The following is a 26,231-nucleotide window of genomic DNA, read 5'->3' on the forward strand; positions in this document are numbered from 1 at the left end:
TGCCTGTAAACAACTCAGCTGTAGTGCTGCAGCAAGCTAGGAACATCGATAATCAGCGCAATACGGCCGTCACCGGTAATTGTGGCTCCTGCCATACCCGGTGTGCCCTGTAACCCTCGCCCGAGGGGCTTGATAACCACCTCTTCCTGACCGACGAGCTGGTCAACAACAAAACCAACCTTGTTGGTGCCCATGGCAACGATCACAACGTGCCCGCTTTCAGGACCCGTTACGCCAGTAGACCCTCTCACCAACCAGCGTTTTATATGGAAAAGCGGAAACACCTTGTCCCGTACAACAATACACTCACGACCATCTACAACGTTGGTGCGAGTCAGATTCAAATGGAATATCTCCACCACATTCACCAGCGGAAGAGCAAAAGATTGATCCCCAAGCTTGATCATCAGGGTTGGCATAATCGCCAGAGTCAAAGGCACCTTAATGATGATGCGAGAACCCTTGCCCAAAGCTGAGACAATGCTGAGCTGACCATTGAGCTGGTTGATTTTGGTTTTCACCACATCCATGCCCACACCGCGCCCGGACACGTCAGAAATCTGCTCCTTGGTGGAAAACCCGGCGGCAAAAATCAGGTTAAAACACTCTGTATCCGTGAGGCGATCGGCAGCGTCCTGATCGTAAATCCCTTTTTCGACGGCTTTGCGGCGCAGTACTTCCGGGTCCATACCTGCACCATCGTCATCGATAGACAGAAGGATATGATCGCCCTCCTGTTCAGCCGAGAGGGTGACTGTGCCTTGCCGCGGCTTACCCGCTTTTTCCCGTACATCTGGCGTTTCAATACCATGGTCAACAGAATTTCGCACCAAGTGAACGAGTGGGTCCGACAGGGCTTCAACAAGGTTTTTGTCGAGATCGGTCTCTTCGCCAATCATCACCAGATTCACTTCTTTTTTCATGCCCCGGGCCAGATCACGAACAACCCGCGGGAAGCGACCGAATACTTTTTTGATTGGCTGCATGCGAGTTTGCATGACCGCAGCCTGGAGATCCGTGGTCACCACATCAAGGCTGGATACCGCCTTGTGCATATGTTCGTCTTCACTATCGGAGCCCAGCCTCTGGAGCCGGTTTCGCACCAGTACCAACTCGCCCACCATGTTCATGATGTCGTCGAGGCGTTTGGTGTCGACACGTACAGTGGTTTCCGCCACTGGAGCTGAATCTCTGGGAGGGGCCGCTTTACTGGCAGGAGCCTGAGCCGCAGGTGTTGCCTCAGGCGCCTTTTCAGGCACCACTTTCGCTGGCTCGGCTTTCGGCTGCGATGGCTTTGCCGGCGCATCGTCGGAGCCGCCAGTGGTAGGGCTTCCACCCTTGCCATGCAGCTCGTCGAGCAGTTTTTCAAATTCGTCGTCAGTAATCAGTTCGCCATCATTGCCCACAGCCGGGCTGGCAGCACCTGACGCTGCCTGAGTATCGTCAGCTGCGGCTGCTTTTGCGGCGAATTTACCCTTACCATGCAGCTCATCCAGCAGGGCTTCAAACTCATCATCTGTAATTTCGTCTCCGGAGCCGCTGCTACCGGCGGGCTGATCAGGCGCGGAGCTATTGGCCGCACCAGACACAGGTGCATCGCCATGCAGCGCATCCAGCAATTGTTCGAACTCTTCATCGGTAATATCGCCACCGTCCTGATCGCTCTCAGGGGCCGCAGGAACGTCTGCCGGCTCGTTGCTCACCGTTTCGCCAGCAACTTGAGGCAGTGCCAGGGCATCCAGAGCTGCAATCAGTTCGTCGGGCGCAGGGGTCAGCTCTTCCCTGTTACGCACCTGCTCGAACATGGCATTCACATGGTCCAATGCTTCCAGCACAACGTCCATCAGCTCGGAGTCCACCGCGCGCTTATGGTTGCGCAAAATATCGAACACGTTCTCAGCGGAGTGGCAACAGTTAACAAGGGCATCCAGCTGTAGAAAGCCTGCACCGCCTTTTACGGTGTGGAATCCACGAAAAATGGCGTTGAGCAGATTGCTGTCGTCTGGATGTTGTTCAAGATCAACAAGCTGTTCCGACAGCTTCTCAAGAATCTCCCCAGCCTCCACCAGGAAGTCTTGCAGGATCTCATCATCGGCATCAAACGCCATGGGTTAACCTCTTCTGTTCAGAAACCGAGACTGGATAACAGATCGTCTACGTCAGTTTGTCCCGAGACTACATCTTCGCGCTCTTCTGCCTTCATCTGAGGTCCCACACCTTGTTCGGCGGAGACTTCTTCACTTTCAATCTGGTGCACTGTGCCGGTAAGTTGATCAACATGGCTGGCCATAACCACCAAACTGAGCATCTGCTCCTCAACTTCCTTCACCAACGCCGTCACTCGCTGTATCACCTGGCCGGTCAGATCCTGGAAATCCTGCGCCAGCAAAATTTCAGAAAGACCGTTATAGAGGGTGTCCGCATCGTTAGTTACGCTCAGAAAAAAGGCGTCGATACGGCCATACAAATCACGGAATTCAGCTGGCTGCATTTCGCGGCGGCGCAATCGCTGCCATTCCTGGCTCAACGACGTAGCTTCTTCGCGCAGGGTTTGAGCAAGAGGCATGCTCTCTTCAACCAGATCCATCGTGCGATTGGCAGCCTGGCCAGTCATTTGAACAACGTAAGCCAGCCTGTCGGATGCATCAGTCATCAAGGACAGGACTTCTTTCTGCTCCGGGCTACGCGGATCTATCTGAAAGTTGCGAATTGCCTCATGAAGCGTTCGTGTCAAACGGCCGACTTCACGATAAAGACTCTGGTCCCTGACCTCGCTCAGCTCGTTGATCAGGTTCATAGCGCTGGCATAATCACCGCGCTCAACGCTTTGGGCGAGCTCTGCTGCCTGGTGCCGGAGCTTTTCGGTCACTTCTGGCTCAAGACCCCGATGGATCTTCTTGTTATCGCTCATACGACCCATCCAATTTCCGGTTACTGAATTCGTTCAAAAATCTTCTCGATTTTTTCTTTTAGAACGGCTGCAGTGAATGGTTTTACCACGTACCCATTTACGCCAGCCTGAGCCGCTGCAACAATCTGGTCGCGCTTAGCTTCGGCGGTAACCATCAAAACAGGAAGGGTTTTCAGGTTTTCATCGGCCCGCACGGCCTTGAGCAGATCAAAGCCAGACATTCCCGGCATGTTCCAATCCGTCACAAGAAAGTCGTACTTGCCACTTTTCAGCATGGGCAAAGCCGTATTGCCGTCATCCGCTTCATCAGTGTTGGTGAAGCCCAGATCACGGAGCAGGTTTTTGATGATCCGTCGCATTGTGGAGAAGTCATCCACAATGAGAATTTTCATGTTTTTGTCCAAAGGGACCTCCAGTTATTAAGACCCGGAATTCGTTTTGACCTTTGCGCTTAACGTGTAGCAGGCCGCTGATTTAACCATGTATTGTCTGATCTTTATCGCGCTTGTAAAGCATCGGTTACCAAATACTACACTTCATCAGAACCCTGAAGTCTCCTGCCACGCCTAGCTGTGCTCCTCAAGGCGCCACTCGGACAGTCTCCCACGCAATCTCAACGCGGCCTGACTGTGAATCTGGCTAACTCTACTTTCACTGACACCCAGCACAGCGCCAATCTCTTTGAGGTTGAGCTCTTCCGTGTAATACAGGCTCAGCACAAGCTTTTCCCGCTCGGGAAGCAGCTCAATCTCGGCCGCCAGGTTGCTGCGAAACGAATCAGATGTGAGATCATCCAGCGGATTATCCCGGGCCTCTGTTTCTTCTATCGGCAGCTCACCGGATTCATTGAGCTCATCAAGACTAAAAAGCCGTCCGCTGTTGGCGTCGGCCAAAGTGGCGTGGTACTCGGAAAGCTCCATATCGAGCTCTTCAGCCACTTCAAAGTCCTGGGCTTCGCGGCCCTCTCGATCTTCTACGGCTTTGATTGCACGGGCGACCCGACGGGCGTTTCGGTGAACAGAGCGCGGCACCCAGTCGCCTTTGCGAATTTCATCCACCATGGAACCACGGATGCGAATTCCGGCATAGGTTTCAAAGGTTGCGCCTTTGGTTGAACTATAGCGCTGGGCGGCCTCCAGCAACCCGATCATGCCCGCCTGCATGAGGTCGTCGAGCTGCACCGAGGCCGGTAGCCGCGCCAAGAGATGAAGTGCAATTTTCTTTACCAGAGGGGCGTGAGCCTCTATGAGGTCCGAGGGACTTTTCACACCCGCCTGGTTATAGATTCCCAGATTTTTCGCCAATGTCATGCATCCGGTTTTATTTTTTACGGGATCCGTTTCAGACTTCGACGAGCCGCTCCACAAAAAACTCCAAGTGTCCGCGAGGTGATGAAGGCAGGGGCCAGCTTTCCACCTTGTCAGCCAGTGCCTTGATCGCAAGCGACGCTTTGGCTCGGGGGTAGGCATCCAGCACGGCTTTCTGGCGCTGAACGGCTTTCTTCACAGCTTCGTCGTAAGGCACCATACCTACATATTGTAGTGCCACATCGAGAAATCGTTCGGTTACCCGGGTTATTTTTTCAAATAAATGGCGGCCCTCCTGCTCACTACTCACCTGATTGGCAAGGATGCGGAAGCGGTTGGTACCATAATCACGGTTCATCAGTTTAATCAGAGCGTAGGCATCCGTAATGGATGTGGGCTCATCGCACACCACCAACAGCAGTTCCTGCGAGGCCCGCAAAAAGCTCACAACAGACTCTGAAATGCCCGCCGCTGTATCCACGATAAGCACATCAATTTGATCGCCCAGCTCGCTGAATGCGTTAATCAGGCCTGCATGCTCCATGGCGCTGAGTTGCGTCATGCGCTGGGTTCCGGAAGATGCCGGTACAATTTTGATTCCACCCGGGCCGTTTACCAGAACGTCCCTGAGGTCACACTCTCCTGCCAACACATCCTGCAAGGTACGGTTGGCGGTTAACCCCAGTAGCACATCAAGATTTCCCAGCCCGAGATCGGCATCAAGCAGCACAACACGCCTGCCCTTTTGCGCCAGAGCAATGCCAAGATTAACCGAAATGTTACTCTTGCCGACTCCGCCCTTGCCGCCGGAAACTGCGATCACCTGTACCGGATGTGCTTTGCTCATACTGTTTATAATCTCTCGCCAGGATTAACCGGATATGGTTCATAGCCGGATACAACTTGGATCTTCAGAGCCTCATGCAATTTCCCGCGCGCGCTCTGTACCAGGCACTTTCTCTTCAGCCATCTGCTGCTGGAGCATTTTCAGGCGCTCGACTCCCAAACGAACAAGGGGAACCGCTTCGGCGTGATGCAGATCCCCGGGGATCTTTTGCCCATCTGTGTAGTAGGCAACCGGCAGCCCGGTTTCCATCACAAAGCCCAAGGATTCGCCCAGAGTCAGGGCTTCGTCAATCTTCGTCATCACGCAGCCTGTAAGCCCTGCCATCTTATAGCAATGCCATACGGATTTCATAATGCGCGGCTGGCTGGTAGCTGAAACCACCAGATGTGTCCGGATCTTGTGGTGGCTGCGGGCCAGTTCTGCCAACTGTTCCTGATACCCTCTATCCGTACTGGTTAGCCCAGCCGTATCGATCAGCACCAGATGCCGATCTGATAGCTCATCAAGAATATCGTCAAGCGTATTGCTTTCATCAACCACCCGCACCGGCACGTTCAGTATACGACCAAATACGAAAAGCTGTTCATGGGCCGCAACCCGGTATCGATCTGTCGTAACCAGAGCGATTGAATCGGCACCGTGTTTCAGCACGTAACGCGCTGCAAGCTTACCTATGGTGGTTGTTTTTCCGGAACCTGTAGGGCCAACCAATGCGTATACACCGCCTTCGTCAAGCCATTCCTGACTGGGGGTGCGTACGCCCGCAACGAGCATTTTCAGTGACTGCTTCCATCCGTCTTCGAGCTTGCCGCCTTTGTGGCGACGGGAGAGCGAACCAGCCAGGTCTGTGCCAAGGCCGAATTCCTGAAGTCGTTCTGCAAGTCGCTGCTGAACCGCATTGATACCGGGTTTCTCCGGCTCACTTCGCTGACCACTCATTAGATCCCGCAAAGAGCTGATTTCCGCACGCATGCGGGCAAGCTCATCGGAATAGTTTGCATTAGCGGGGCTTTGACTCACCGGCTCTGCAAAATCGTCACTCACATCCCCGAGCAGCTCTGCAAATGATGCTTCAGCATAACCCTGACCTCGCGCGGCGCGACTTTCACGCACGTCGCGAATACGGGAGCGGGAGCGGCTCAGTTCATCCTCCAACCGGCGATGCCGCTCTGCCTGCATTTCTGCAAGGCGGGCGCCATTGGTGGCCTCACTGGCCTGTGCACCCAAACTCTGGCGCGCCATATTTTCGTCGTAGTCCAGCGCAGTGACGATCTCGACGCCACCGTCTACGCGGCGATTGGAAAGGATGACAGCATCAGGCCCCATTTGCTCGCTAACCTGCTTCAACGCCTCGGCCATGCTCTTTGCAAAAAAACGTTTAACTTTCATGATATTGCATCCTCCACCGGCCACGCTCTATCTGCGCTGCCCGTTCTTTCATCCGCCAGCCTATTGGCCCACGGACGCCACGATCGTAATTTGTTTGTTATCCGGTATTTCCTGGTAGGAGAGCACATGCAGCCGCTCCACACCGTAGCTGGCAAACTTTGCGAGTACCGGCCTCAAGGGCCCGGATACCAGCAAGATGGCGGGCTTACCCAGCATCTCCTGACGTTGCACGCTGTCTTGTAATGAGCGCTGCAGCTTCTCCACCATATTCGGCTCCAGAACCAGGCCTATATCTTCCAGCCCGCCAGATTGTTGACTCTGCTGAACAGACTTAAGCAATAACTGTTCCAAATCCGGATCCAAGGTAATTACCGGTATCTCCGAATCATTGCCACAGATGCTTTGGATGATCATCCTGCGCAGAGACTGACGCGCCACCGTGGTCAATAATTTGGGGTCCTGACTCTTTGGATGCACGTTCACCATAGATTCAGCAATGGAACGCATATCCCGGATGGGGACTTCTTCTTTGAGCAGGTTCTGCAGAACCTTCAGCAGGAGGCTGATAGACACAGTAGTCGGCACCAACTCCTCTGCCAGCTTGGGTGAGGCCTTTTCGAGCTGATCCAGCCACTTCTGCACCTCTTCGTGCCCCAACAGTTCGTGGGCATGCTTTTGCAGAACCTGGTTCAGATGGGTTGCAACCACCGTACTGGCATCCACCACGGTATAACCGAGCGTCTGCGCCTGATCTTTCTTTTCAGGCTCAATCCAGCTCGCATCCAGCCCAAAAGCGGGGTCTTTGCCCTCTATGCCTTCGATTTTCCCGAACACCTGACCCGGATCAATCGCCAGCTCGCGATCAGGGTGGATTTCCGCCTCCGCGATGGTCACTCCCATCAACGTGATCCGATACACGTTCGGCATCAGATCCAGGTTGTCGCGAATATGCACGGAGGGCATCAGGAAACCCAAATCCTGAGACAGTTTTTTACGCACGCCTTTTATACGGCTAAGCAACTGACCGCCCTGGGTTCTATCGACCAACGGAATCAGGCGATAACCCACCTCCAGCCCGACAATATCTACCGTGGCTACGTCGTCCCAGCCCAGCTCGCGGGTTTCGCCCGGCGCGGGTAACTGACGCCCCTGATCACCACCCACATCACCGGTTAACGGCAGATCACGCCCACCGGAGCCCGGCACAACACCCGCACCGCCCCGACTTGGGAACATGCCCCCCTCTTCCACTGTCTGGAGGTCTTTTTTCCAGATATACCAAGCACTCGCAGCTGCAATCCCGCCAAGCCCAAGGAAAGCCACGTGGGGCATACCGGGAATCAAACCAAGCAATATCAAAATGCCGGCAGCAATCGCCAGGGCTTTTGGTGCACTGAACATCTGCTGAAGAATCTGCCCACCCATATCCTGGCTGGAAGTAACACGGGTAACCATGATGGCAGCGGAGGTAGAGAGCAGCAGCGACGGGATCTGGGCAACCAGGCCATCACCAATGGTGAGCAAGGCGTAGCGCTCCATCGCAAGCCCGAAATCGAGGCCATGCTGAATCATGCCAATGGCAACACCGCCAATGATGTTGATTGCAAGAATCAGCAAACCGGCAACCGCATCACCTTTAACAAACTTCGAGGCACCGTCCATGGAACCATAGAAATCCGCCTCTTGGGCGATTTCTTCGCGACGGTGTTTTGCTTCGTCCTGGTTAACCAGGCCTGCGTTCAGGTCGGCATCAATGGCCATCTGCTTGCCGGGCATGGCGTCCAGAGTGAAACGTGCGCTCACTTCCGACACTCGGCCAGCACCTTTGGTCACCACCAGGAAGTTGATGATCATCAGAATGGCGAACACCACGAGGCCGACCGCGTAGTTACCACCAATCAGAACCGCACCGAAGGATTCAATAACCTTACCCGCTGCATCACCGCCTTCATGCCCCTCCAGCAATACAATTCGGGTAGATGCCACGTTCAGGGCAAGCCGCAACAGAGTCGCAACCAGCAGTACCGTTGGAAAAGACGCAAACTCCATGGGGCGCAGGGCATAAACACACACCAGAAGAATGACAATGGAGAGTGTAATGTTGAAGGTGAAGAATACGTCCAGCAAAAACGCCGGCATGGGCAGTATCATCATGCCCAGCAATCCCATCAACATAATGGGCACGCCGAGGTTACCCCGCGTCAGGGATTTGACGTTACTGAGGACTAAAGCTCTGTCCATGCCCTAAGCTACTCCGATTTACTGATTCTGAAGGCGTTTTCATGGTCGAGATTCTGACACATACGTATCTTTCACCCTGTTACCGCAAGATCCGTACCAGCCTGCACAGTATTTCATTCACAAGCTGACTTCTGGTGCCTGACTCACTCTGTAAGATGCGGTATCCTTGCGCGACTAAACTGCAACACACAACCCTTTAACCCCAGACCCAGAAAACAGGTGAGCCCATGCCAGTCCACGAGGTAAGACACCCCCTGATCAGACACAAACTCGGCTTGATGCGCCGCGCAGAGATCAGCACCAAGAATTTTCGTGAATTGGCCCAGGAAGTCGGGGCGCTGCTGACATATGAAGCAACCAAGGATTTCAGCCTGCAGGAAAAAACGATAGATGGCTGGGCCGGCCCGGTTAGCGTTGAACAAATTCAGGGCAAAAAAATCACTATCGTTCCCATTCTGCGAGCTGGGCTCGGCATGCTGGATGGTGTACTCAGCCTGATTCCGGTTGCCCGGGTGAGCGTGGTAGGCCAGATCCGTAATGAAGAAACTCTGGAAGCCAATACCTATCTGGAAAAGCTGGTGGGTGAATTGGATCAGCGTATGGCTCTGATCGTAGACCCTATGGTTGCGACGGGTGGCTCGATGATTTCTACCATCGACGTTCTCAAAAAAGCCGGGAGCACTGAAATCCGTGCCCTGGTACTGGTCGCGGCACCGGAGGGCATCAAGAAGGTTCTGGACGCGCACCCGGATGTATCCATTTACACCGCGTCTGTAGACGATGGCCTGAATGAGAAAGGCTACATACTGCCCGGGCTTGGCGACGCCGGCGACAAAATTTTCGGCACCAAGCAAAAGGACGTTTGATCATGGAAGACCACTCCAAGGATCCCGTTTGGAAGCAGGCGATTGCCGGCTCGCAAATGCTCCTGGTAGCATTTGGTGCGCTGGTTCTGATGCCACTGATTACAGGCCTCGACCCGAACGTTGCCCTTTTCACTGCCGGTGTGGGCACTCTGATTTTCCATATCGTCACTGGCGGCCAGATCCCTATTTTCCTGGCCTCGTCTTTCGCTTTTATCGCACCTGTGATCGCGTCCAAAGGCAAGTTTGGCCTTGAGGAAACCCTGGGCGGCCTGATGGCGGCAGGTATTCTTTATATCATCCTGAGTGGCGCCATAAAAATGCGGGGCACAGGCTTTGTAACACGCCTGCTGCCACCCGTAGTCATCGGTCCGGTGATTATGGTGATCGGTCTGGGGCTGGCACCTGTGGCTGTACACATGGCAGCCGGCCGCACCGGCGATGGCGCTGCTCAGCTGATACCCGAGGTTACAGCCCTTTGGATTGCAATGACGTCGCTGATTGTGACTATTGTTGCCTCGGTATGGGCTAAGGGCATTTTCCGCCTGATTCCCATTATGTTTGGCGTTATTGTCGGTTATGTGCTGTCTGCTTTTGCAGGCATTGTTGATACCACGCCCATCCAGCAGGCTCCCTGGTTCGCCGTTCCCAACTTTGTAGCGCCAGCGTTCAGCTGGGGGGCAATCATGTTCATGATCCCGGTCGCCATAGCACCGGCCATTGAGCACATCGGGGATGTTCTGGCGATCGGTAACGTGACCCGCAAAAACTATCTGGAAAAGCCCGGCCTGCACCGCACTTTGTTGGGCGACGGCCTGGCTACCAGTGCCGCAGCAATGCTAGGTGGACCACCGAACACTACGTACTCTGAAGTTACCGGTGCTGTAATGCTGACCCGCAACTTTAACCCGAAGGTTATGTGGTGGGCGGCCTGCACTGCGATCGTGCTGGCATTCGTAGGCAAGTTTGGTGCGGTTCTGCAGACTATTCCGGTACCGGTAATGGGCGGCATTCTGTGCTTGCTGTTCGGCTCTATTGCGGTGGTTGGCATGAGCACCCTGATCCGCCATCAAGTTGATCTGTCCCAGGCACGGAATCTGGTTATCGTGGGCGTAACCCTGGTGTTCGGCATCGGCGGTATGGTGTTGGGCCACCTGGAAGGTATCGCCCTGTGTGCAGTAGCAGCCATCATCCTGAACCTGATTCTTCCGGGTAGCCGCGAAGCGTGGGGCAAGGCGATTTACGAGCACAAAGAAGACTGACCTCAGCGTTAATTGTTGTCCCACTGGTGCCTTCGGGCACTGGTGGTGGCTCTCTCCTCTGTACATACCTTCCTTTTTGGTAGCCTGCCGACTTTGGTGTTTGCCTACGGGTGAGTATCCCTCCCAAAAACCGCTACGGGCACATCCATGTGCGCTTGTCTTCGGCCGTCCTTGGCCTACGACATTTTTGGGAGGGATACTCACCCGTAGGCTATCTGACTTCTCAGATATCTCGACATAGCGATATCGTGATGTTCGACGAGCGGTAGCGGCGGGGCGGTTCAGGACTGTCGGTGGCCAAGGACGGCCACCGTCAAGCCCCCATGGATGGGCTCGTAGCGTCCGCCGCTACCGCTCTGCCCCAAAACTACCCGGCTAAACCCAACTCAAATATCCCGCCGCAAATCAGACGGAATCGGTAAATCAGGCATCCCAGGCTTAGGCCCACGCCCTTTTCGGAACTGTCGGAGTTGAAACACGTAAGCCAGAACCTGAGCTATGGCCATGTACAAGCCATCGGGGATTTCATCGCCTATGTCGCTGTTGTGGTAAACCGCCCGGGTTAACGGCGGCGTACGGAGGATTTCCACTTTGTGCTCGCGGGCGATTTCCATGATTTTGAAGGCGGTCTGGTCATTGCCTTTAGCCACCACCATGGGTGCGCCCATGGAATCCGGATCGTATTTCAACGCCACCGCATAGTGAGTTGGGTTGGTTATAACCACGTCGGCCGTGGGCACATCCTGCATCATGCGGCGTTGAGCCATTTCGCGCTGGAGTTGGCGGATTTTGCCTTTGACCTCAGGCTTGCCTTCACTATCTTTGTACTCGTCTTTCACCTCCTGCTTGGTCATTCGCAGTTTTTTCTGATGATCGAAAATCTGAAACGGCACGTCGATCATGGCAATGATGATAGTCGCGCATGAGAGCAGGAAGAAGCTCCAACCCAATGTCCAGAGCACGTGTTCCATGGCAGGCACCGCCGGCTCATTGGCGATAGAGAGTAGGTCTTCGGTGCGAACGTTCAGAATCAGGAGCGCCAAGGCCATTACCAAACCCACTTTGGCGATAGCTTTGACCAGTTCAATCAGGGAGCGTGCGGAGAACATCCGGCCCAGACCCTTGATGGGGTCCATGCGATTGAGTTTGGGGGCTATGGCCTTGCCGCTGAACAGCAATCCCCCGATGCCTATAGAGCCAGCGATAGCGGCAATAACCAGGAGAACAAGAATTGGCGCGAGCGCCCAAGCCGCTTCTTTGGCGGAGGCCATCAGCTGAATGCTCATGTGCCGGGTGTCGAATATGGCTGAGCGTTCCAGAGTAAAGGCATCACGCATGATGGCTTCCATTGAGGCACCCAGTTGCGCCCCGAACATCAGCAGACCGCCAGCCCCAGCAATCAGGACCGCCATGGTAGCCAGCTCTTTTGATCGGGCAGTTTGGCCATCCTCCCTGGCTTTTTCGAGCCTTCGGGGGGTGGCCTCTTCGGTTTTCTCCTGACTGTTGTCGTTTTCTTCAGCCATGCTGGAACTCTTGGCTTATCAGTTAGGGTTGCCCTTGCAGGCCCCGCATGAACTCAAAGGTTTGCTCAGTGTAGTTCTGGAAGTGCGGCAGAAAGTTGGCGTGCAGCACCCATATAGCAAACAATCCAAAAATCAGGCCAATCGGGAAGCCCAGTGCAAAGATGTTCATTTGCGGCGCAGCCCTAGTCATTACGCCGAAGGAGATGCTGACGATGAGTACCGCAGTTACCGCCGGCAGTGCCAGCAACATGGCGGAGGTAAACATCCAGCTAATCCTGTGTGCCAGCTCCCAGACACCTACCTGGCCCAAGCCTTCCATACCGATGGGCATGGTTCGGAAGCTTTCAATAAACACCTCAAACGCCACCAGATGACCGTTCATGGCAAGGAACAGCAAGGTTACGGTAATGGTGTAGATTTGCGCCAGTACAGGCACGTTAACGCCGTTGGCGGGGTCGACCATGGAGGCGAAGCCAAGGCCCATTTGCATGGCGATCATCTGGCCGGCAACAACGAACAGCTGCCAGAGCGCCGTCAACGCGAATCCCATGCCTACGCCGATCAGTATTTGTTGGAGCGTGATAACAACGGCGTCCGCACTCAGAGCTTCGACTTTTGGCACTTCCGGAATCATCGGTACAATCAAAATAGTCATTAACAGCGCAAGCCCCAAGCGCACTCTGGCAGGAACCAACTGGGTACCGAAAATGGGGATGACCATCAGAAAGCTGGCCAAGCGGAACAGTGGCCAGAGGTGCTGCCCAACCCACTGGCCGAGCATGTCTGCATTGAGTTCCATGGGGGTCATGGATTAACCAATCAGGTAGGGGATGCTGGAAATCAGCCGGTGTGCATGATCCAGAAGTTTGGTCAGTAGCCATGGCCCCAAAACGATGATCACTATAAGTGTTACCAGCAGGCGCGGCAGGAAGCTCAGGGTTTGCTCGTTGATCTGGGTGGCCGCCTGGAAGGTACTCACCACCAGACCAATAACCAGTCCTGGCCCGATAATGACAGACGCAAAAAGCACAATCATCCAGAGGGCTTCACGGATGATGTCGATAACGGTTTCCGGAGTCATGCTGCTCTCCTGTTTCCCATAGCCTGTCTATATCCCGTAACTGGCTGCGAGGGTGCCCATGATCAGGGCCCAGCCGTCCACAAGAACAAACAGCATAATCTTGAACGGCAGCGAGATAATGATGGGTGACAACATCATCATACCCATGGCCATCAACACACTGGCGACGACCATGTCGAGAATCAGAAACGGAATAAACAGTATAAACCCTATCTGGAATGCTGTTTTCAGCTCACTGGTCACAAACGCCGGCATCAGTATCCAGAACGAGACATCCTGAGCCGTATCATACTTCACGTCTGCAATGCGCATGAACAGCGCAAGGTCGTCTTCCCGGGTTTGCCCCAGCATGAATTCCTTGAAGGGTTTGCTGGCAAGCTCCACCGCCTCCAAAGAGGTCACCTCTTCTTGTAAATAGGGCTGCAGTCCTACCTGGTTGGCCTCTTCAAGCACAGGCTTCATGATGAAAATACTGAGAAACAGCGCAAGGCCAAGCAGTATCTGATTTGAAGGCGTCGCCTGTAGGCCCAAAGCCTGGCGCAATATTGCAAAGACTACGATGATGCGAGTGAAGGATGTCATCATCATCAGCATGGCAGGCAGGAACGTCAGCGCCGTCATCAACGCTAGAATTTGCAGGGTTACCGTGTACTCCTGAACACCCTCGCCCTCACCGGGCTGAACGGTGAATGCGGGAATGCCAGGCAAATCTGCGAACGCCAAAGGCGTCCACAGCAGGCCTGCGAGCACAACGAAGAGCGGAAAGTGTCGTTTGAGCTTGGCCACCATCATAGGGCTAATCATTCCTTGCTCGGAGCTGTCCAGGATTTGCCAATCATGCCCTGCAGGCGTTTGGCGAAGTCTCCGGAATTTGCTTTACCTGCATCCACAACCGGTTCTTCAAACACCTGCAGTGTTCGTATAGCGGATGGGGTGATCCCCAGTAAGATCTGCTGGCCACCCACTTCAATCAACGCAATGCGCTCTCGGGCGCCAATGGCCATTACGGAGACAACTTTGATGGCATTGTTATTCATGCCTGTCATGCCATTCATTCTGCGAATGATCCAGGCACAACCATAGATAACGGCGATGACGGCCAGCAAGCCGACGCCCAGGCTAAGCAAGGTGCCCAAGGTATCCGGAGCGTTGCCTGTCATTTTTGCAGGAGCACTCTTTACGGCCTCAGCGGATTCTTCTGCAATGGCAGGAACTGCCAGCAGGAGCAGCGACACTACCGCCGTCTTAATCCTCATATTATTTCTGCAGCCGCTTGATGCGCTCACCCGGGCTGATCACATCGGTCAGGCGGATGCCGAATTTTTCGTTGACCATAACCACTTCGCCGTGGGCGATAAGGGTTCCGTTTACCAGCACATCCAGCGGCTCGCCTGCAAGCCGATCCAGTTCGATCACCGAGCCCTGGTTCAGTTGCAGCAGGTTGCGTATGGGTATTTGGGTGTTCCCGACCTCCATGGAGATACTGACGGGTATATCCAGAATCACATCCAGATCTGGCGGCGTAGCGCTGCCTGTGGTCGCGATGCCACTTTCGTCAAACTCCTCCATGGGAGCGGTGCGGACGCTGCTATCGGCGCTTTTACCAGCCCCTGTCTCCCCAGCCTCTTCCATAGCTTGAGCCCACTCATCATCCGTGGACTCTTCGGAGCCTTCATCACCGGACTCTTCCATAGCCGCTTCCCATTCGGCAGCCAGCTTTTCGTCCTCGCTCAGCTCCTGACCTTCTTTCTTGTCGTCAGCCATTGCGTCCTACCTTCGATTGTTTTTTTACCTTTGGGCGTTCCGCCCGCTCATGAATTCTCAACGCCAGCTTTCCGTCCCGGGTTCCCATAGTTGCCTTGTAAATGGGAATACCATTGGCGGTGACTGTCAGATGCTCAGGCACCTCTACCGGTATAATATCGCCGGCCTTCAGCTTGGCGACCTCCCTCAGGGAAATCCGGCGCCTGCAGACAGTGGTATTTATTGGGACCTCCACCTCTTTGATGTCTTCCTGCATGGCGCTGACCCAGCGCTCATCCACGTCATCAACGTCGCTTTGCACACCAGAATCGAGCACGTCACGGATAGGCTCAATCATTGAATAGGGTAAAGCAAAGTGTAGCTCACCCCCGCCTCCATCGAGCTCTATATGAAAGGTGCTGACCACCACCACCTCGCTGGGGCTGACTATGTTAGCCATGGCCGGGTTTACTTCGGAACTGAGGTATTCGAAATCGACTTTGATAACCGCTTGCCAGGCTTCCTGCATGTCCTGAAAAACCTGGTTCAGGACCATCTGAACAATGCGGTTTTCTGTTGGCGTGAACTCGCGGCCTTCGATCTTGGCATGTCGCCCCTCACCGCCAAAAAAGTTATCAACCAGTTTGAATACAAGCTTTGCATCCAGAACAAACAGGGAGGTTCCCCGCAGCGGGCGTACCTTGCAGAGATTCAAACTGGTGGGCACATACAGAGTGTGTATGTACTCGCCAAATTTCATGATCTGAACGCCGCCAGTGGAGACATCCGCATTGCGGCGCAGCAAGTTAAACAGGCTGATACGGGTGTAGCGGGCAAAGCGCTCGTTTATCATTTCCAGCGTCGGCATCCGGCCCCGGACAATACGATCCTGACTGGAAAGGTCGTAGGACTTTACACCGGTTTCGTCGCTTTCTTCATAGGTATCAATGTCACCTTCATCTACGCCGTGAAGGAGCGCATCAATTTCATCCTGTGACAGTAAATCCTGCATACCTTGTCCTGCCGCTGAAAAGCTTTGCCCAAGAAAGGGCTCTGTTGCGCTAACTATTGAACTACAAAGTTCCTGAACAACACCCTGGTGATGGCGGACTCGCCTTCCTGCTCCAAAACCTGATTCACCGTACCCAGCATACTGGCCGCGAGATTTTTACGACCGTCTGGCGTTTGCAGTTCAGCAAAGCTGCTATTCCCAAGCACCATCACCAACTGGCTACGAATCAAAGGCATGTGCAGCTCGGCCGCAGCCAGAGCCTGAGGACCCAGCGCTTCCAGCGAGACATACACCTGCACATAACGCTGGCGCCCCTCTCCCTGAACCGTTGTTACCAGAGCTTTGTCGATCTCCAGATAAGCACTGGGTATAAAGGGCTCTTCGATTACTGCATTGTCCTCGCTGGCGGCGTCGCCCCCCATACCGGGTATAGTGCCACCTAGAAACCACAGGGTTCCTGCAACGGATAACGCTATTGCCAATATCACTACGATCACCAGCAAAATGATCAGTTTCAGTTTGCCTTTTTTGGCTGGTGTTGCTTCAGCTGCGCTGTTTTCTGCCATAGTGTTTTTCGCCAAAAATCCGCCGATGAACGCTCATGTCCATGACGTTTGTATATTTGTTTGCAAGGAGTGGGCCAGAACGCCCTACCCTCCGTTCAGTCCCGCAGTTTAGCCTTGCAAGAGGTGTTGGGCAAAGACGTTTGGCGAACAGAACTCAGTATTTAGTGCTGATGCTCAGGCAAATACATCGATAGCGCCGTTCCAGCTCAGGTCAAGATTGCCGGCTTGCCCTCCTTCGTCACCGCCTTCCAGTGCTGAGAGTGTTGCGCCAGTCCCGGACGATGAGCCATCCCCTTCGCCAGCATTCTGCTCTCCAGACGAGTTCCGCGAGTTATCCGACACGTCAAACTGAGCCAGAGAAAGCCCTTGCTCACCGAGCATGTCACGGAGCCGGTGAGAATGAAGTTCCAGCTGCTCCCGAACCACAGGGTTGGCTGCATGTACGGTAATGTTGGCCTGGTCATTCTGAACCCGTACCCGAACCTCCATTGGGCCCATGTCAGGAGGCGTCAGATGAATTTCGGCCACCGACAGATTTTTCGCAGTGAGCCAACTGAGTTTCCCCATCAGTTTGTCGCCCCATTCTGCATGATTTACCGGCACATCAACCGATGTTGCGTAGCTCCTCAGAGGTACCTGTGCGTCTGCCGCCAGTTTGCCGGCAGCATTGTTGGCATTTTGTTGGGATACCAGCTCAACCGCCGATTCGAAACGGGTTCCTGTCAGAAGCGCAGAAGGATCAACAGAGCCGGCTGATTTACCGGCCAAGGGCATCAATGCATCGGTTAACTGCGGGGAGGTTTGTTCCGATTTAACTCCGGCAAGCCCGGCAACCAACCCGGCACCTGGCGCTGTTACCGCTGGATTGTTAGCAGCTAATCCGCCTGCCGCAGATACCTGCCCTGTTGCCGGCACCAACAGTGCCTGTAATTCTGCAAATGTAAGAGGAATGGCGAGAGATTCCATCTCGGGCGCAAGTTCTGCGCTCGCTCCGTCAGCACCTGTACCAACCACAGTTGCTTCATCTGATGTGGCGGCTTTGCCATTTTTGCCCGGTTCACCGGGCTTCCCCGAAGGCTGAGCCTGGTTCGCATTCGGCTCGCTGTTGGCGTTTCGAGAACTTTTTGCTTCGGCCTGTTTGTTATCGTCGCGACGCTGGGCCTGTTGGCGATCCAGCCGTTTCTGCTCCGAACGGGAAACAGAATCATACCGGCTTTCACCGGCCACATTATCTCGACCTGATCCAGTTTTGGAGGCACCGGCATCATTCTGCATCCCTGGTGCGGGAGTCTGGGGAAGAACCATCTGAGTCATGGCAACCTCTTGCCGCTTTTGAACCCTGGATGCCTGATTCAGTCCGCTTCGCAGCGGATTATCAGGCTCATACCCAGATAACTGCAAAAGCGGTGCCAGCCTATAGGCCTGGGTGCTATTGCCGGCTCAGCAGGCTATCCCGCGCGCCCAGCCATGAGCGTGTGCAGGGCATCCGTCACCCGCTGAAATTCCACTTCAATGGCCGCAAGAACAGGCGGTGCATCACTCAGGCGCTCGTCCTGCCCCGCTTTCTCCACTTCTCGGCTGAGGGCTCCAAGACGCGGTGCTCCAATATTGATGCAACTGCCCTTAAAGCTGTGAGCGGTATGGGCCAGCGCGCCTGCATCGCCATCACTTAAGGCTTTCTTCAGGCTTTCAATTCTATCTCTCGAATCGCTGAGGTAGGTGTTAATGAGTGTTTCGAACTCATCTTCCATTACATCCTGAAGCTCCGCCAGAGCTTCTTCATCAAGGTGTGGTTTATCAACCATGACCAACTCCCTTGTTCCTGTTAAAGGTTATTATTAAAAGAACCATTCATAGACAACTTCCACCCGGTTCCCTTTCTTATAAAACTGGACCGATTTCGCCAATCGCTTTATTAATGCCAAGCCCCTGCCGCCGTAGCGGGGACCGCTCTGCGCCATCTCTGCGGCTTGCAGAACAGGATGGTTGTGGAAGTCGAAGCCTTCACCGCTGTCTTCGCAGACAACACGCAAACGCCCACCCCAAGCCATCAAATCGTGATGAAAGCTGAACCGTATATAGTGACCTTTCACCCTGCTCAGGCGTTTGGCCCGCTCGGAATAGTAACGGTCAAAGCCCTCAGGGGTGTACTTCCATTCCGATGGAAGCTGAAGCACACCGTGCTCTAGCGCATTATTGTACAACTCTGAAAGCAGTGTATAGATTTCTCCGCTCTTTCTCCGCAACCCGGGCACCTCCATACAAATATGCAGGAGCAGTGGCAGAGGGTTAAACTCCCCCAACGTGCTGTCCTGGAGTTCATACACACTACGCCACTGGGTTGGCCCAGCCAGGGTCGAAAGCTCAACGGCATCAGGCAAAACCACCTGACCTGCCTCTTCCACCATTTCCAGACAGCAGAGCGTGAGATCGTCGCCAAACTTTTGCTGCCCCGTAAACCGCTGTATTTCCCCCATCAGCGCATCAAATGGATGCCTGTCCAAGCCAGCGCTTTCTATAGCCCGGCGAACGCCCTGCTCGCCAAAGACCTGCCCCTCTCCGTCAGTGCATTCCAACACGCCATCAGTCATCAAGAGTAACCGGTCACCTGGGCGCGACCTGACGGTTTCCATGTCTGCATTAAACTGATCAGGGCTCAGTATCCCCAAGGGCAAATGACGCGAAGGCAGGCTGGAACGCTCTGTTGGCGATCGCATCAGCCACATATCAGGCAGACCACCATTCCAGATGTTTAACTGATTCAGAGCAAAGTCCACTTCCACCATAACACCGCAGCAGAACATATCTTTCGGGAGTATGCGGACCAGCTTCTGGTTTATCTCCCTGAGGATATCGGCGCCATTAAAACCCTTACCCGCCATACCATAAAAGGATTCGGCCACAGGCATGGCGCCAATAGCAGCTGGCAATCCATGGCCAGTAAAATCTCCCGCGAATACAAGCATCCCACCGGCAGGCCGTGGCGAGGCGAACAGTACATCACCACTGAATACTGACAAGGGGGATGCATGGAAGCGAATGTTAGGCGCATTCAAGCAACCGGTATGAGCGACGTTATCAAAAACCCCCCGAGCTATGTGCTGTTCTTTTAACAACTGGCGGTTTCGCTCATGCATCAAGTCGCGCTGATTAGACAGCGCCCGGTGCATCAGGCGCATCCGGTTGAACGCGTTGACCTTGGCTTCAATCATTATCCGGTTATAGGGCTTGCTGAGAAACCCGTCCCCTCCGGCTTCAAGGCACCCTGCCAGGTCCTCGGGTTCAGTCAGTGAGGTAATGAAAATCAGCGGCACAAGGCGCTCGCACGAAAGTTTCTTGATATGTCGCGCGGCTTCCATACCATCCATGGAGGGCATGAGTGCATCCAGCAAGACAATATCCGGCGCTTCTGACTGAAAGAGCGCCACCGCCTCACGCCCATTGGCCGCATCGACTACCCTGTGGCCCAGGCGCTTCAGTATGGCTTTCAGTATCAGGCGGTCACTGTCGCTGTCGTCTGCAATAAGAATTTTAAGGGGGATGGTCTCTGCTGCAGATTCGTCCATGGCAGGTTTCCGTGATCTGCGGGATCACCGAATGGTGAATAGTTGCTCAAAGTTGGAAATGGTCAGTATCTTGCGGACATCGTTGTTGCATTTCTCAATGACAATATCGGCACTGTCTCCCCCGGCATGATCCCGGAGCAGGAGCAGCATACCCAGCGCAGAACTATCGAGATAGGTCGCGTCTGACAAATCCACAACGTAACCGCTAACATCTCGCCCACCATGCTCATAGGCATCCCTAAAGGCCTGATGGGTGCTGAAATCAAAGCGACCTTCTATCTTGATGGTCAGGGACCGTCCATCGCGACTGCGGTGAGTCTCAATCGGCATCCGCTTAAACCTCCGGTGGCATTCGTTAAAACATTCGGCAGCCTTGGTTCAGGCAAACCTTGTTTATACTAGGATAGCGCAGCGCTGTCAGATTGCATGGAGTGAAGATTAATTCAGCGCAAGCGTCATTGACGACGGCGAGCAAAAGCCCGGCCTGCAGCCTCATCCGCATTCTTTTGCTCTTGAGCATCCTGCGCCCTGCTTTCTTGCTGGCGACAGGTTTCAATGTATTTTTCCATACCCCGCCGACGCTCCCAGGCTTGCTGCCACTCTCGCCGGCGGGCCTCAAACATTGCTTCAGCCTGAGCAAGTTGTTTCTGTTGCTGCAGGATAACCTGATCAAGCTGGGCAATAAATGCCTGCCAGGCTTGCAAACGATTTACCTGCACCACGCCATGGGCGTTGTTTCGGATCTGATCCCGGTATTCCTGCTGGTAACGGTTGAGCTTTTCGACCTGCTCACTGTGTTGCTCCACCACTTCGCGAGCCTTGCCCATCTGCTCCAGCGCTTCCTTCTCCTTCCGTTCTTCGAGAGTGAGCACAACTGCGAGGCGTTGGGAGCGTAGCATTAACCAGCACCTCTAGTGGCTCCGGCCGTTGGGTCAGGAGCGGCGGATCTACGGCGTTCCGGTGAACGCCTCTCGGGCACCACCGACAACAAGCCCTCAATACTTTCAGGTAGCGACGCACGCTCGTTCAGATCCTGCTGCAGGAACTGGCGCATGTTGCTGATGTGGGTAATGGCGAAATCGGTTTCGGGGTCGGAGCCTTTCACGTATGCACCTACACTGATCAAATCCCGTGCCTGCTGATAACGTGAGTAAACCTGTTTGAACCGCTGGGAACGGGCAAAATGCTCGGTTTCTGTTACTTGTGGCATAACCCGGCTGATGGACGCTTCAACGTCGATGGCTGGGTAATGGCCCTCTTCCGCAAGCCTTCGGGACAGCACAATATGACCATCCAGTATGGCTCTGGCGGCATCTGCAATGGGGTCTTGCTGGTCGTCGCCTTCAGTCAACACAGTATAGAACGCAGTAATGGAGCCGCCCCCGGGCAAACCATTGCCGGTACGCTCCACCAGTTGCGGTAATTTGGCAAATACCGACGGCGGGTAGCCTTTGGTTGCCGGTGGCTCACCAACCGCCAACGCAATTTCTCGCTGGGCCTGCGCATACCGTGTGAGGGAGTCCATCAACAGCAGTACGCGTTTGCCTTTGTCGCGGTAGTACTCTGCAATGCGAGTAGTAAGCATGGCCGCACGCAATCGCATCAAGGGTGAATCATCCGCCGGAGAGGCAACAACGACCGATCTCGCCAGGCCCTCTTCACCCAGTATATCCTCGATGAATTCTTTAACTTCCCGGCCCCGCTCACCAATCAAACCAACAACGGTGATATCGGCGTCGGTGAAGCGGGTCATCATGCCGAGCAACATACTCTTACCCACACCACTGCCCGCAAACAGGCCCAAACGCTGACCCTGGCCAACGGTCAGCAGGGCATTGATAGCCCGGATGCCCACATCCATGGATTGGCGCACCGGGGCGCGGTTAAGGGGGTTGATGATATCGCCGGTCAGAGGCACTCGGGCTTCAGCCTGCAATGGCCCTTTGCCATCAAGGGGCTCGCCACTGCCATCCACCACACGGCCAAGCATAAGCGGACCAACAGGTACCCGGCTGGCAGACGATAGCCGAACCACCCTTGCCCCAGGCTTGAGGCCCTCAATGGCCGTTAGCGGCATGAGGTAGACTTTATCATCCTCAAACCCCACCACTTCGGCCTCAACGGTGCTACCGCCCTCTCCTTTGATCACGCAGCGGTCGCCCACCACCATGGGGCAGCCGACACACTCGAGCGTTAGCCCGACCATTCTGGTCAGGCGCCCGGAAAGCTCGGGTTCCAGATCTGCACGGAGGTACGCCTGATATCGATTGAGGCGATCAGCCAGGGAGGATGTCATCTGGCTCGCCTTCGATGGGTTTATCTTCAGTGGGTGTTTCTCCCGGGGAGCTCAGCACGTCCCGCTGAAAATCTGTCAAGTCATCCATCAGTGCACCCAGTTCTTCTGGCTCACCGTTTTCACCGTCACCAATCTGCTGCTCCAACATGCTCTGAACAGCACGCTGAAAGCGTTTTTCGACGGTAAAGTCTACAAGGCTATTGCGGGTTTCAACCCGACAGCCGCCAGGCAATACCTTATCATCTTCCACAACAGAGGCTGTCGCTTCAAAACGCTCGGCTACTTCGCGAACGGCACTTTGGTCGTCCGGATGAACATAAATTCGGACGTTTTCTGCTGTTGTGGGCAATGCTTCTATGGCACGCCGCACCACTTTGCGTATCTGTGAAGAGTCGATGGTCAGTTCGCGGTAAACAACGGCCCGGGCAAGAACCATGGTCAGGTTCAGCAGTGACGTTTCAATTTCATCCTGGTGCCGACCGATAGGCACCAGTAACTCTCCCAGCAACTGTTCAAGGCGATCAAGGCTTGCGCTGACGTCCTTGCGGGTTTCATCGTAACCTTCGTTCTGGCCGCGCTCTTTCCCTTCGGCAAGCCCTGCTTCAAGGCCTTCTTTATGGCCCTGTTCAAAACCTGCGGCTCGGCCCTCCTGCAATCCCTGCTCCCGGCCTTCGTTAAGGCCATCTTCATGCGCAGCCTGGCGAATTTCAGCCATATCGCCAGCGGTCAGAGGCTTCAGGTCACGCTCTTCCACGCGGGCAACCTCATTACCACGAGCATCCAGCAAGGGGAGCTCCCACCGCTCATAGGCGGTCAGTTCCTCCTTGGGAATGCGGCTGAGATCTTTAACAGTATCTTTGGAGGAGTCTTTCATCACATCATTTCTTCACCCGCGCCGCCCAGCGTGATTTCTCCCGCTTCGGCCATACGACGGGCAATGTTAATAATGTCTTTCTGAGCGGATTCTACTTCGCTCACCCGCACCGGGCCTTTCGCTTCCAGATCATCCTGCAACAACTCGGCTGCTCGCTTGGACATGTTCTTGAATATCTTTTCCTGAACCGCGTCATCGGCACCTTTCAGGGCAACAACCAGCACTTCAGAGGACACCTCTCTCAGCAACGCCTGAATACCCCGGTCGTCGATATCCTTGAGGTTATCAAACACAAACATGAGGTCTTCGATGGTGGTTGCGAGGTCCGGATCCATATCCTTGATGGAATCCAGCAGGCTGCCTTCAATGCTGCGATCCATAAAGTTCATAATGTCCGCCGCCCGCTTTATACCGCCTATGCGGCTGGTCTGGGCCGCCGATCCGCCGGAGAACTGTTTCTCCAGAATGTCGTTGAGCTCTTGCAGGGCTTGGGGCTGAATGCTTTCGAGCGAGGCCACCCGCATCATTACGTCGAGGCGTACCTTTTCATCCAGAGTTGCCAAAATCTCGGCAGCTTGGTCCGGATCAAGATAGGAGATAACTATGGCCTGAATCTGCGGGTGTTCGTAACGGATAATATCGCCGACAGCTCTCGGCTCCATCCATTTCAGTGTATCGAGACCGGTGGTATTGCCGCCGATAAGAATGCGATCAATCAGGCTCGCGGCCTTGTCGTCGCCCAGAGCCTGAGTCAGCATGGCGCGAATATAATCGTCATTGCCCACACCCAGTCCGGTTTGGCCGCCTACTGCATCCACAAACTGGTTCAACACATAGGTCACATCACCCTTGCTCACGTCCTTCATCTGAGCCATGGCAACACCCACCCGCTGGACCTCTTTGGGGCCCATATGCTTGAGCACTTCAGCAGCATCTGCTTCGCCCAGAGACATCAGCAGAATCGCCGCCTGCTCTACCCGAGGAATCTTCCTTTGAGGCGCTTTGGGTGCATCAGCACCTGGCGCTCCGGATTGATCAGTCATCAACATTCACCCACTGGCGCATCACCTGAGAGACCCTCGCCGGATCTTCGGCAATCAGGCCTTTAAGAGCATTCAGTTGTCTATCATAGCTGTCTGTAGCGCCCGGCAAAAGCAAGTCGTCCTGCGAGGACAATGCCTTCCGCAAAGCGTCGTTGTCACCTTCGTCATCATACCCATCCAAATCAGAATCCCCACCCCGGGAACGCTGGCCACCACCGGACAGGCTCTTCAATGTTGGTCGCAACAGGCCTAGCACCAGTACCAAAATCACCAGACCAGCCAGAACCTGCTTCATGAGATCCCAAAACCAGGGCTGCTCCCAGAACCCCGGTGTTTCAAACTCGTAAGCTTCTTCCGGGGCGAACGCTGTATTCATTACGGTCACACTGTCGCCGCGCGCAGCGGAATAGCCTACAGCATCCCGCACCAGCATGCTCAGCCGCTGCAACTCCTGCTCGGGCCAGGCTTCATAGGTTACCGCGCCGGTGTCCGGATTGACCACTTTCATGTCGTCTACAGCCAGTGCAACCGTTACACGCCTTACGCGTCCGAGCTCCTGCCGGGTGTAGCTAACCGTGCGATCCATCTCATAGTTGCGAGTAGACTCCTTACGCACGTTCACCGGCGGTGGTACCGGCACGCCGCCCTCTACATTGCCGGCTTGCGCATTAGCCTGTTCAGGCACCGTCGCGTTTGCAGGAGGCTGATTGGACAGAGCCCCCGGCACGCCGCCGTTAAAACCGGCGACACGTTGCTCAGTGAGATCACGCTCGCTGCGCACCGCTTGTTGCTCCGGGTTGAACAGCTCCTCGGCCTGCTCAACTGAAGAGAAATCCAGGTCTGCAGACACTTCGGCCCGGTACCGGCCTTCGCCAACAATAGGCGCAATCAGGGAGGCAACGCGGCGCGTCAGCCTCTCTTCCAGGCGCGAGGTGTATTCGTATTGATCCTGCATCCGCTCGCCATCGCCGCGAGTAGTTTTACCAGTCAACAGGTTCCCGTTCTGATCAACAACCGTGACATGGTCTTTGTTCATCATTGGAATACTGCCGGCAACCAGATTCACAATCGCTGCAATCTGTTCCTGTTCCGGGCGACGGCCTGCAAATACTTCCAGGAAAACCGATGCGGTGGGATCGCGGGCATCCCGCACAAATACGGAACGCTCCGGAATAGCCAGGTGAACCCGGGCAGCGCGCACGCCACGCATACTGCTGATGGTGCGCGCCAACTCGCCCTCAAGACCACGGCGGTAGCTGACGGTTTCCATGAACTGGGAGGTACCCAGGCCACGATCCTTGTCGAGCAGTTCGTAACCCATGGTTTTTTGATCCGTAACGCCCTCGGCAGCCAATTTAAGCCGAGCCGTGTATACCTGATCGGAAGGCACCAACAGAGCACCGGAGCGCGTATCCATTTTATAATCGATGCCATTGCTGTCGAGAATGGTGGTTACGTCTTGCGGGTTGTATGCAGACAAATCCCCCACCACTGGCTGATAATTCGGTTCCTGCGCCCAGAGTACAACTGCGAGGCCCAAGGCAACACTGGCAGCAAGCCCCACCATCAGGCCAACCTGCCGCAGCAGGTTCAGGCGGTTAAAGCCCAGAAACAAATCATTGTTGCTTTCGGAGCCACCGCCACCCTGAGTGGCTGGCATATTAGGGATTGTTTCTGCGGGAACGCTGGCCATGTCTGTGCTCCGTT

General features: G+C 54.8%; 26 protein-coding genes. 2 read left to right on the forward strand and 24 right to left on the reverse strand.

Features of this window, described 5'->3' with window-relative positions:
• Positions 1-14: 14 nt before the first annotated feature.
• The 7 genes from Q0824_RS04805 to flhA form a co-directional block, all read right to left on the reverse strand.
• Positions 15-2,108 (reverse strand): chemotaxis protein CheA, encoded by a 2,094-nt coding sequence (locus Q0824_RS04805; RefSeq protein ID WP_298448011.1) that lies wholly within the window; start codon positions 2,106-2,108, stop codon positions 15-17.
• A 17-nt stretch (positions 2,109-2,125) separates the two neighbouring features.
• Complete coding sequence (locus tag Q0824_RS04810) at positions 2,126-2,911, reverse strand: protein phosphatase CheZ (protein WP_298448012.1); 786 nt, start codon at positions 2,909-2,911, stop codon at positions 2,126-2,128.
• Positions 2,912-2,931: 20 nt separating this feature from the next.
• Positions 2,932-3,315 (reverse strand): chemotaxis response regulator CheY, encoded by a 384-nt coding sequence (gene cheY, locus Q0824_RS04815; RefSeq protein ID WP_008173086.1) that lies wholly within the window; start codon positions 3,313-3,315, stop codon positions 2,932-2,934.
• A gap of 162 nt (positions 3,316-3,477) precedes the next feature.
• A complete protein-coding gene (locus Q0824_RS04820) occupies positions 3,478-4,221 on the reverse strand; it encodes an RNA polymerase sigma factor FliA (RefSeq protein ID WP_298448014.1) in 744 nt (247 codons plus the stop codon).
• Positions 4,222-4,252: 31 nt separating this feature from the next.
• A complete protein-coding gene (locus Q0824_RS04825) occupies positions 4,253-5,065 on the reverse strand; it encodes a MinD/ParA family protein (protein ID WP_298448016.1) in 813 nt (270 codons plus the stop codon).
• Positions 5,066-5,137: 72 nt separating this feature from the next.
• Positions 5,138-6,454, reverse strand: coding sequence for a flagellar biosynthesis protein FlhF (gene flhF / locus Q0824_RS04830; RefSeq protein WP_298448018.1), 1,317 nt, complete (start codon positions 6,452-6,454; stop codon positions 5,138-5,140).
• Between the two features lie 60 nt (positions 6,455-6,514).
• Complete coding sequence (gene flhA, locus Q0824_RS04835; RefSeq protein WP_298448020.1) at positions 6,515-8,695, reverse strand: flagellar biosynthesis protein FlhA; 2,181 nt, start codon at positions 8,693-8,695, stop codon at positions 6,515-6,517.
• Between the two features lie 227 nt (positions 8,696-8,922).
• Between flhA and upp the strand changes: the two genes are divergently transcribed.
• Entirely contained in the window at positions 8,923-9,561 is a 639-nt protein-coding gene (upp, locus tag Q0824_RS04840) for a uracil phosphoribosyltransferase (RefSeq protein ID WP_298448022.1), read from the forward strand.
• Between the two features lie 2 nt (positions 9,562-9,563).
• Complete coding sequence (locus tag Q0824_RS04845) at positions 9,564-10,820, forward strand: uracil-xanthine permease family protein (RefSeq protein WP_298448024.1); 1,257 nt, start codon at positions 9,564-9,566, stop codon at positions 10,818-10,820.
• A gap of 386 nt (positions 10,821-11,206) precedes the next feature.
• On the opposite strand, the gene flhB is transcribed toward Q0824_RS04845, so the two are convergent.
• The 17 genes from flhB to fliF all read right to left on the reverse strand — a co-directional run bounded on the left by flhB (position 11,207) and on the right by fliF (position 26,217).
• Positions 11,207-12,343, reverse strand: a complete 1,137-nt coding sequence (gene flhB / locus Q0824_RS04850) for a flagellar biosynthesis protein FlhB (RefSeq protein ID WP_298448026.1) — start codon at positions 12,341-12,343, stop codon at positions 11,207-11,209.
• A gap of 22 nt (positions 12,344-12,365) precedes the next feature.
• Positions 12,366-13,151 (reverse strand): flagellar biosynthetic protein FliR, encoded by a 786-nt coding sequence (fliR, locus tag Q0824_RS04855; RefSeq protein WP_298448028.1) that lies wholly within the window; start codon positions 13,149-13,151, stop codon positions 12,366-12,368.
• Between the two features lie 3 nt (positions 13,152-13,154).
• Positions 13,155-13,424 carry a flagellar biosynthesis protein FliQ gene (gene fliQ, locus Q0824_RS04860; RefSeq protein WP_071267679.1) on the reverse strand — a complete coding sequence of 90 codons (270 nt, stop codon included), beginning with the start codon at positions 13,422-13,424 and terminating at the stop codon, positions 13,155-13,157.
• 27 nt (positions 13,425-13,451) lie between these two features.
• On the reverse strand, positions 13,452-14,216 hold the full coding sequence (fliP, locus tag Q0824_RS04865) for a flagellar type III secretion system pore protein FliP (RefSeq protein WP_298449526.1): 765 nt from the start codon (positions 14,214-14,216) through the stop codon (positions 13,452-13,454).
• Positions 14,217-14,224: 8 nt separating this feature from the next.
• Complete coding sequence (gene fliO / locus Q0824_RS04870; RefSeq protein WP_298448031.1) at positions 14,225-14,680, reverse strand: flagellar biosynthetic protein FliO; 456 nt, start codon at positions 14,678-14,680, stop codon at positions 14,225-14,227.
• A 1-nt stretch (position 14,681) separates the two neighbouring features.
• On the reverse strand, positions 14,682-15,188 hold the full coding sequence (fliN, locus tag Q0824_RS04875; protein WP_298448033.1) for a flagellar motor switch protein FliN: 507 nt from the start codon (positions 15,186-15,188) through the stop codon (positions 14,682-14,684).
• Positions 15,181-16,179: a flagellar motor switch protein FliM gene (fliM, locus tag Q0824_RS04880; RefSeq protein WP_298448035.1), complete on the reverse strand. Its 999-nt coding sequence runs from the start codon at positions 16,177-16,179 to the stop codon at positions 15,181-15,183. The genes fliN and fliM overlap by 8 nt, the downstream gene beginning before the upstream one ends.
• A 53-nt stretch (positions 16,180-16,232) precedes the next feature.
• Positions 16,233-16,745, reverse strand: coding sequence for a flagellar basal body-associated FliL family protein (locus tag Q0824_RS04885; RefSeq protein WP_298448037.1), 513 nt, complete (start codon positions 16,743-16,745; stop codon positions 16,233-16,235).
• A 174-nt stretch (positions 16,746-16,919) separates the two neighbouring features.
• A complete protein-coding gene (locus Q0824_RS04890; protein ID WP_298448039.1) occupies positions 16,920-18,059 on the reverse strand; it encodes a flagellar hook-length control protein FliK in 1,140 nt (379 codons plus the stop codon).
• 134 nt (positions 18,060-18,193) lie between these two features.
• A complete protein-coding gene (locus Q0824_RS04895; protein ID WP_298448041.1) occupies positions 18,194-18,550 on the reverse strand; it encodes an Hpt domain-containing protein in 357 nt (118 codons plus the stop codon).
• 33 nt (positions 18,551-18,583) lie between these two features.
• A complete protein-coding gene (locus tag Q0824_RS04900; RefSeq protein WP_298448043.1) occupies positions 18,584-20,311 on the reverse strand; it encodes a fused response regulator/phosphatase in 1,728 nt (575 codons plus the stop codon).
• A gap of 24 nt (positions 20,312-20,335) precedes the next feature.
• Positions 20,336-20,641 (reverse strand): STAS domain-containing protein, encoded by a 306-nt coding sequence (locus Q0824_RS04905; RefSeq protein WP_298448045.1) that lies wholly within the window; start codon positions 20,639-20,641, stop codon positions 20,336-20,338.
• Between the two features lie 125 nt (positions 20,642-20,766).
• On the reverse strand, positions 20,767-21,210 hold the full coding sequence (gene fliJ / locus Q0824_RS04910) for a flagellar export protein FliJ (RefSeq protein ID WP_298448047.1): 444 nt from the start codon (positions 21,208-21,210) through the stop codon (positions 20,767-20,769).
• The gene (gene fliI, locus Q0824_RS04915; protein WP_298448048.1) at positions 21,210-22,607 is read right to left on the reverse strand and encodes a flagellar protein export ATPase FliI; all 1,398 of its coding nucleotides are present in this window, start codon (positions 22,605-22,607) and stop codon (positions 21,210-21,212) included. The genes fliJ and fliI overlap by 1 nt, the downstream gene beginning before the upstream one ends.
• Positions 22,588-23,481: a flagellar assembly protein FliH gene (locus Q0824_RS04920; RefSeq protein ID WP_298448050.1), complete on the reverse strand. Its 894-nt coding sequence runs from the start codon at positions 23,479-23,481 to the stop codon at positions 22,588-22,590. Before Q0824_RS04920 ends, fliI begins: the two co-directional genes overlap by 20 nt.
• Positions 23,481-24,524, reverse strand: a complete 1,044-nt coding sequence (fliG, locus tag Q0824_RS04925) for a flagellar motor switch protein FliG (protein WP_200201171.1) — start codon at positions 24,522-24,524, stop codon at positions 23,481-23,483. Before fliG ends, Q0824_RS04920 begins: the two co-directional genes overlap by 1 nt.
• The gene (fliF, locus tag Q0824_RS04930) at positions 24,517-26,217 is read right to left on the reverse strand and encodes a flagellar basal-body MS-ring/collar protein FliF (RefSeq protein ID WP_298448054.1); all 1,701 of its coding nucleotides are present in this window, start codon (positions 26,215-26,217) and stop codon (positions 24,517-24,519) included. The genes fliG and fliF overlap by 8 nt, the downstream gene beginning before the upstream one ends.
• Positions 26,218-26,231: the final 14 nt, after the last annotated feature.

The organism is uncultured Marinobacter sp., assembly GCF_947488835.1.
Classification (GTDB): Bacteria; Pseudomonadota; Gammaproteobacteria; order Pseudomonadales; family Oleiphilaceae; genus Marinobacter.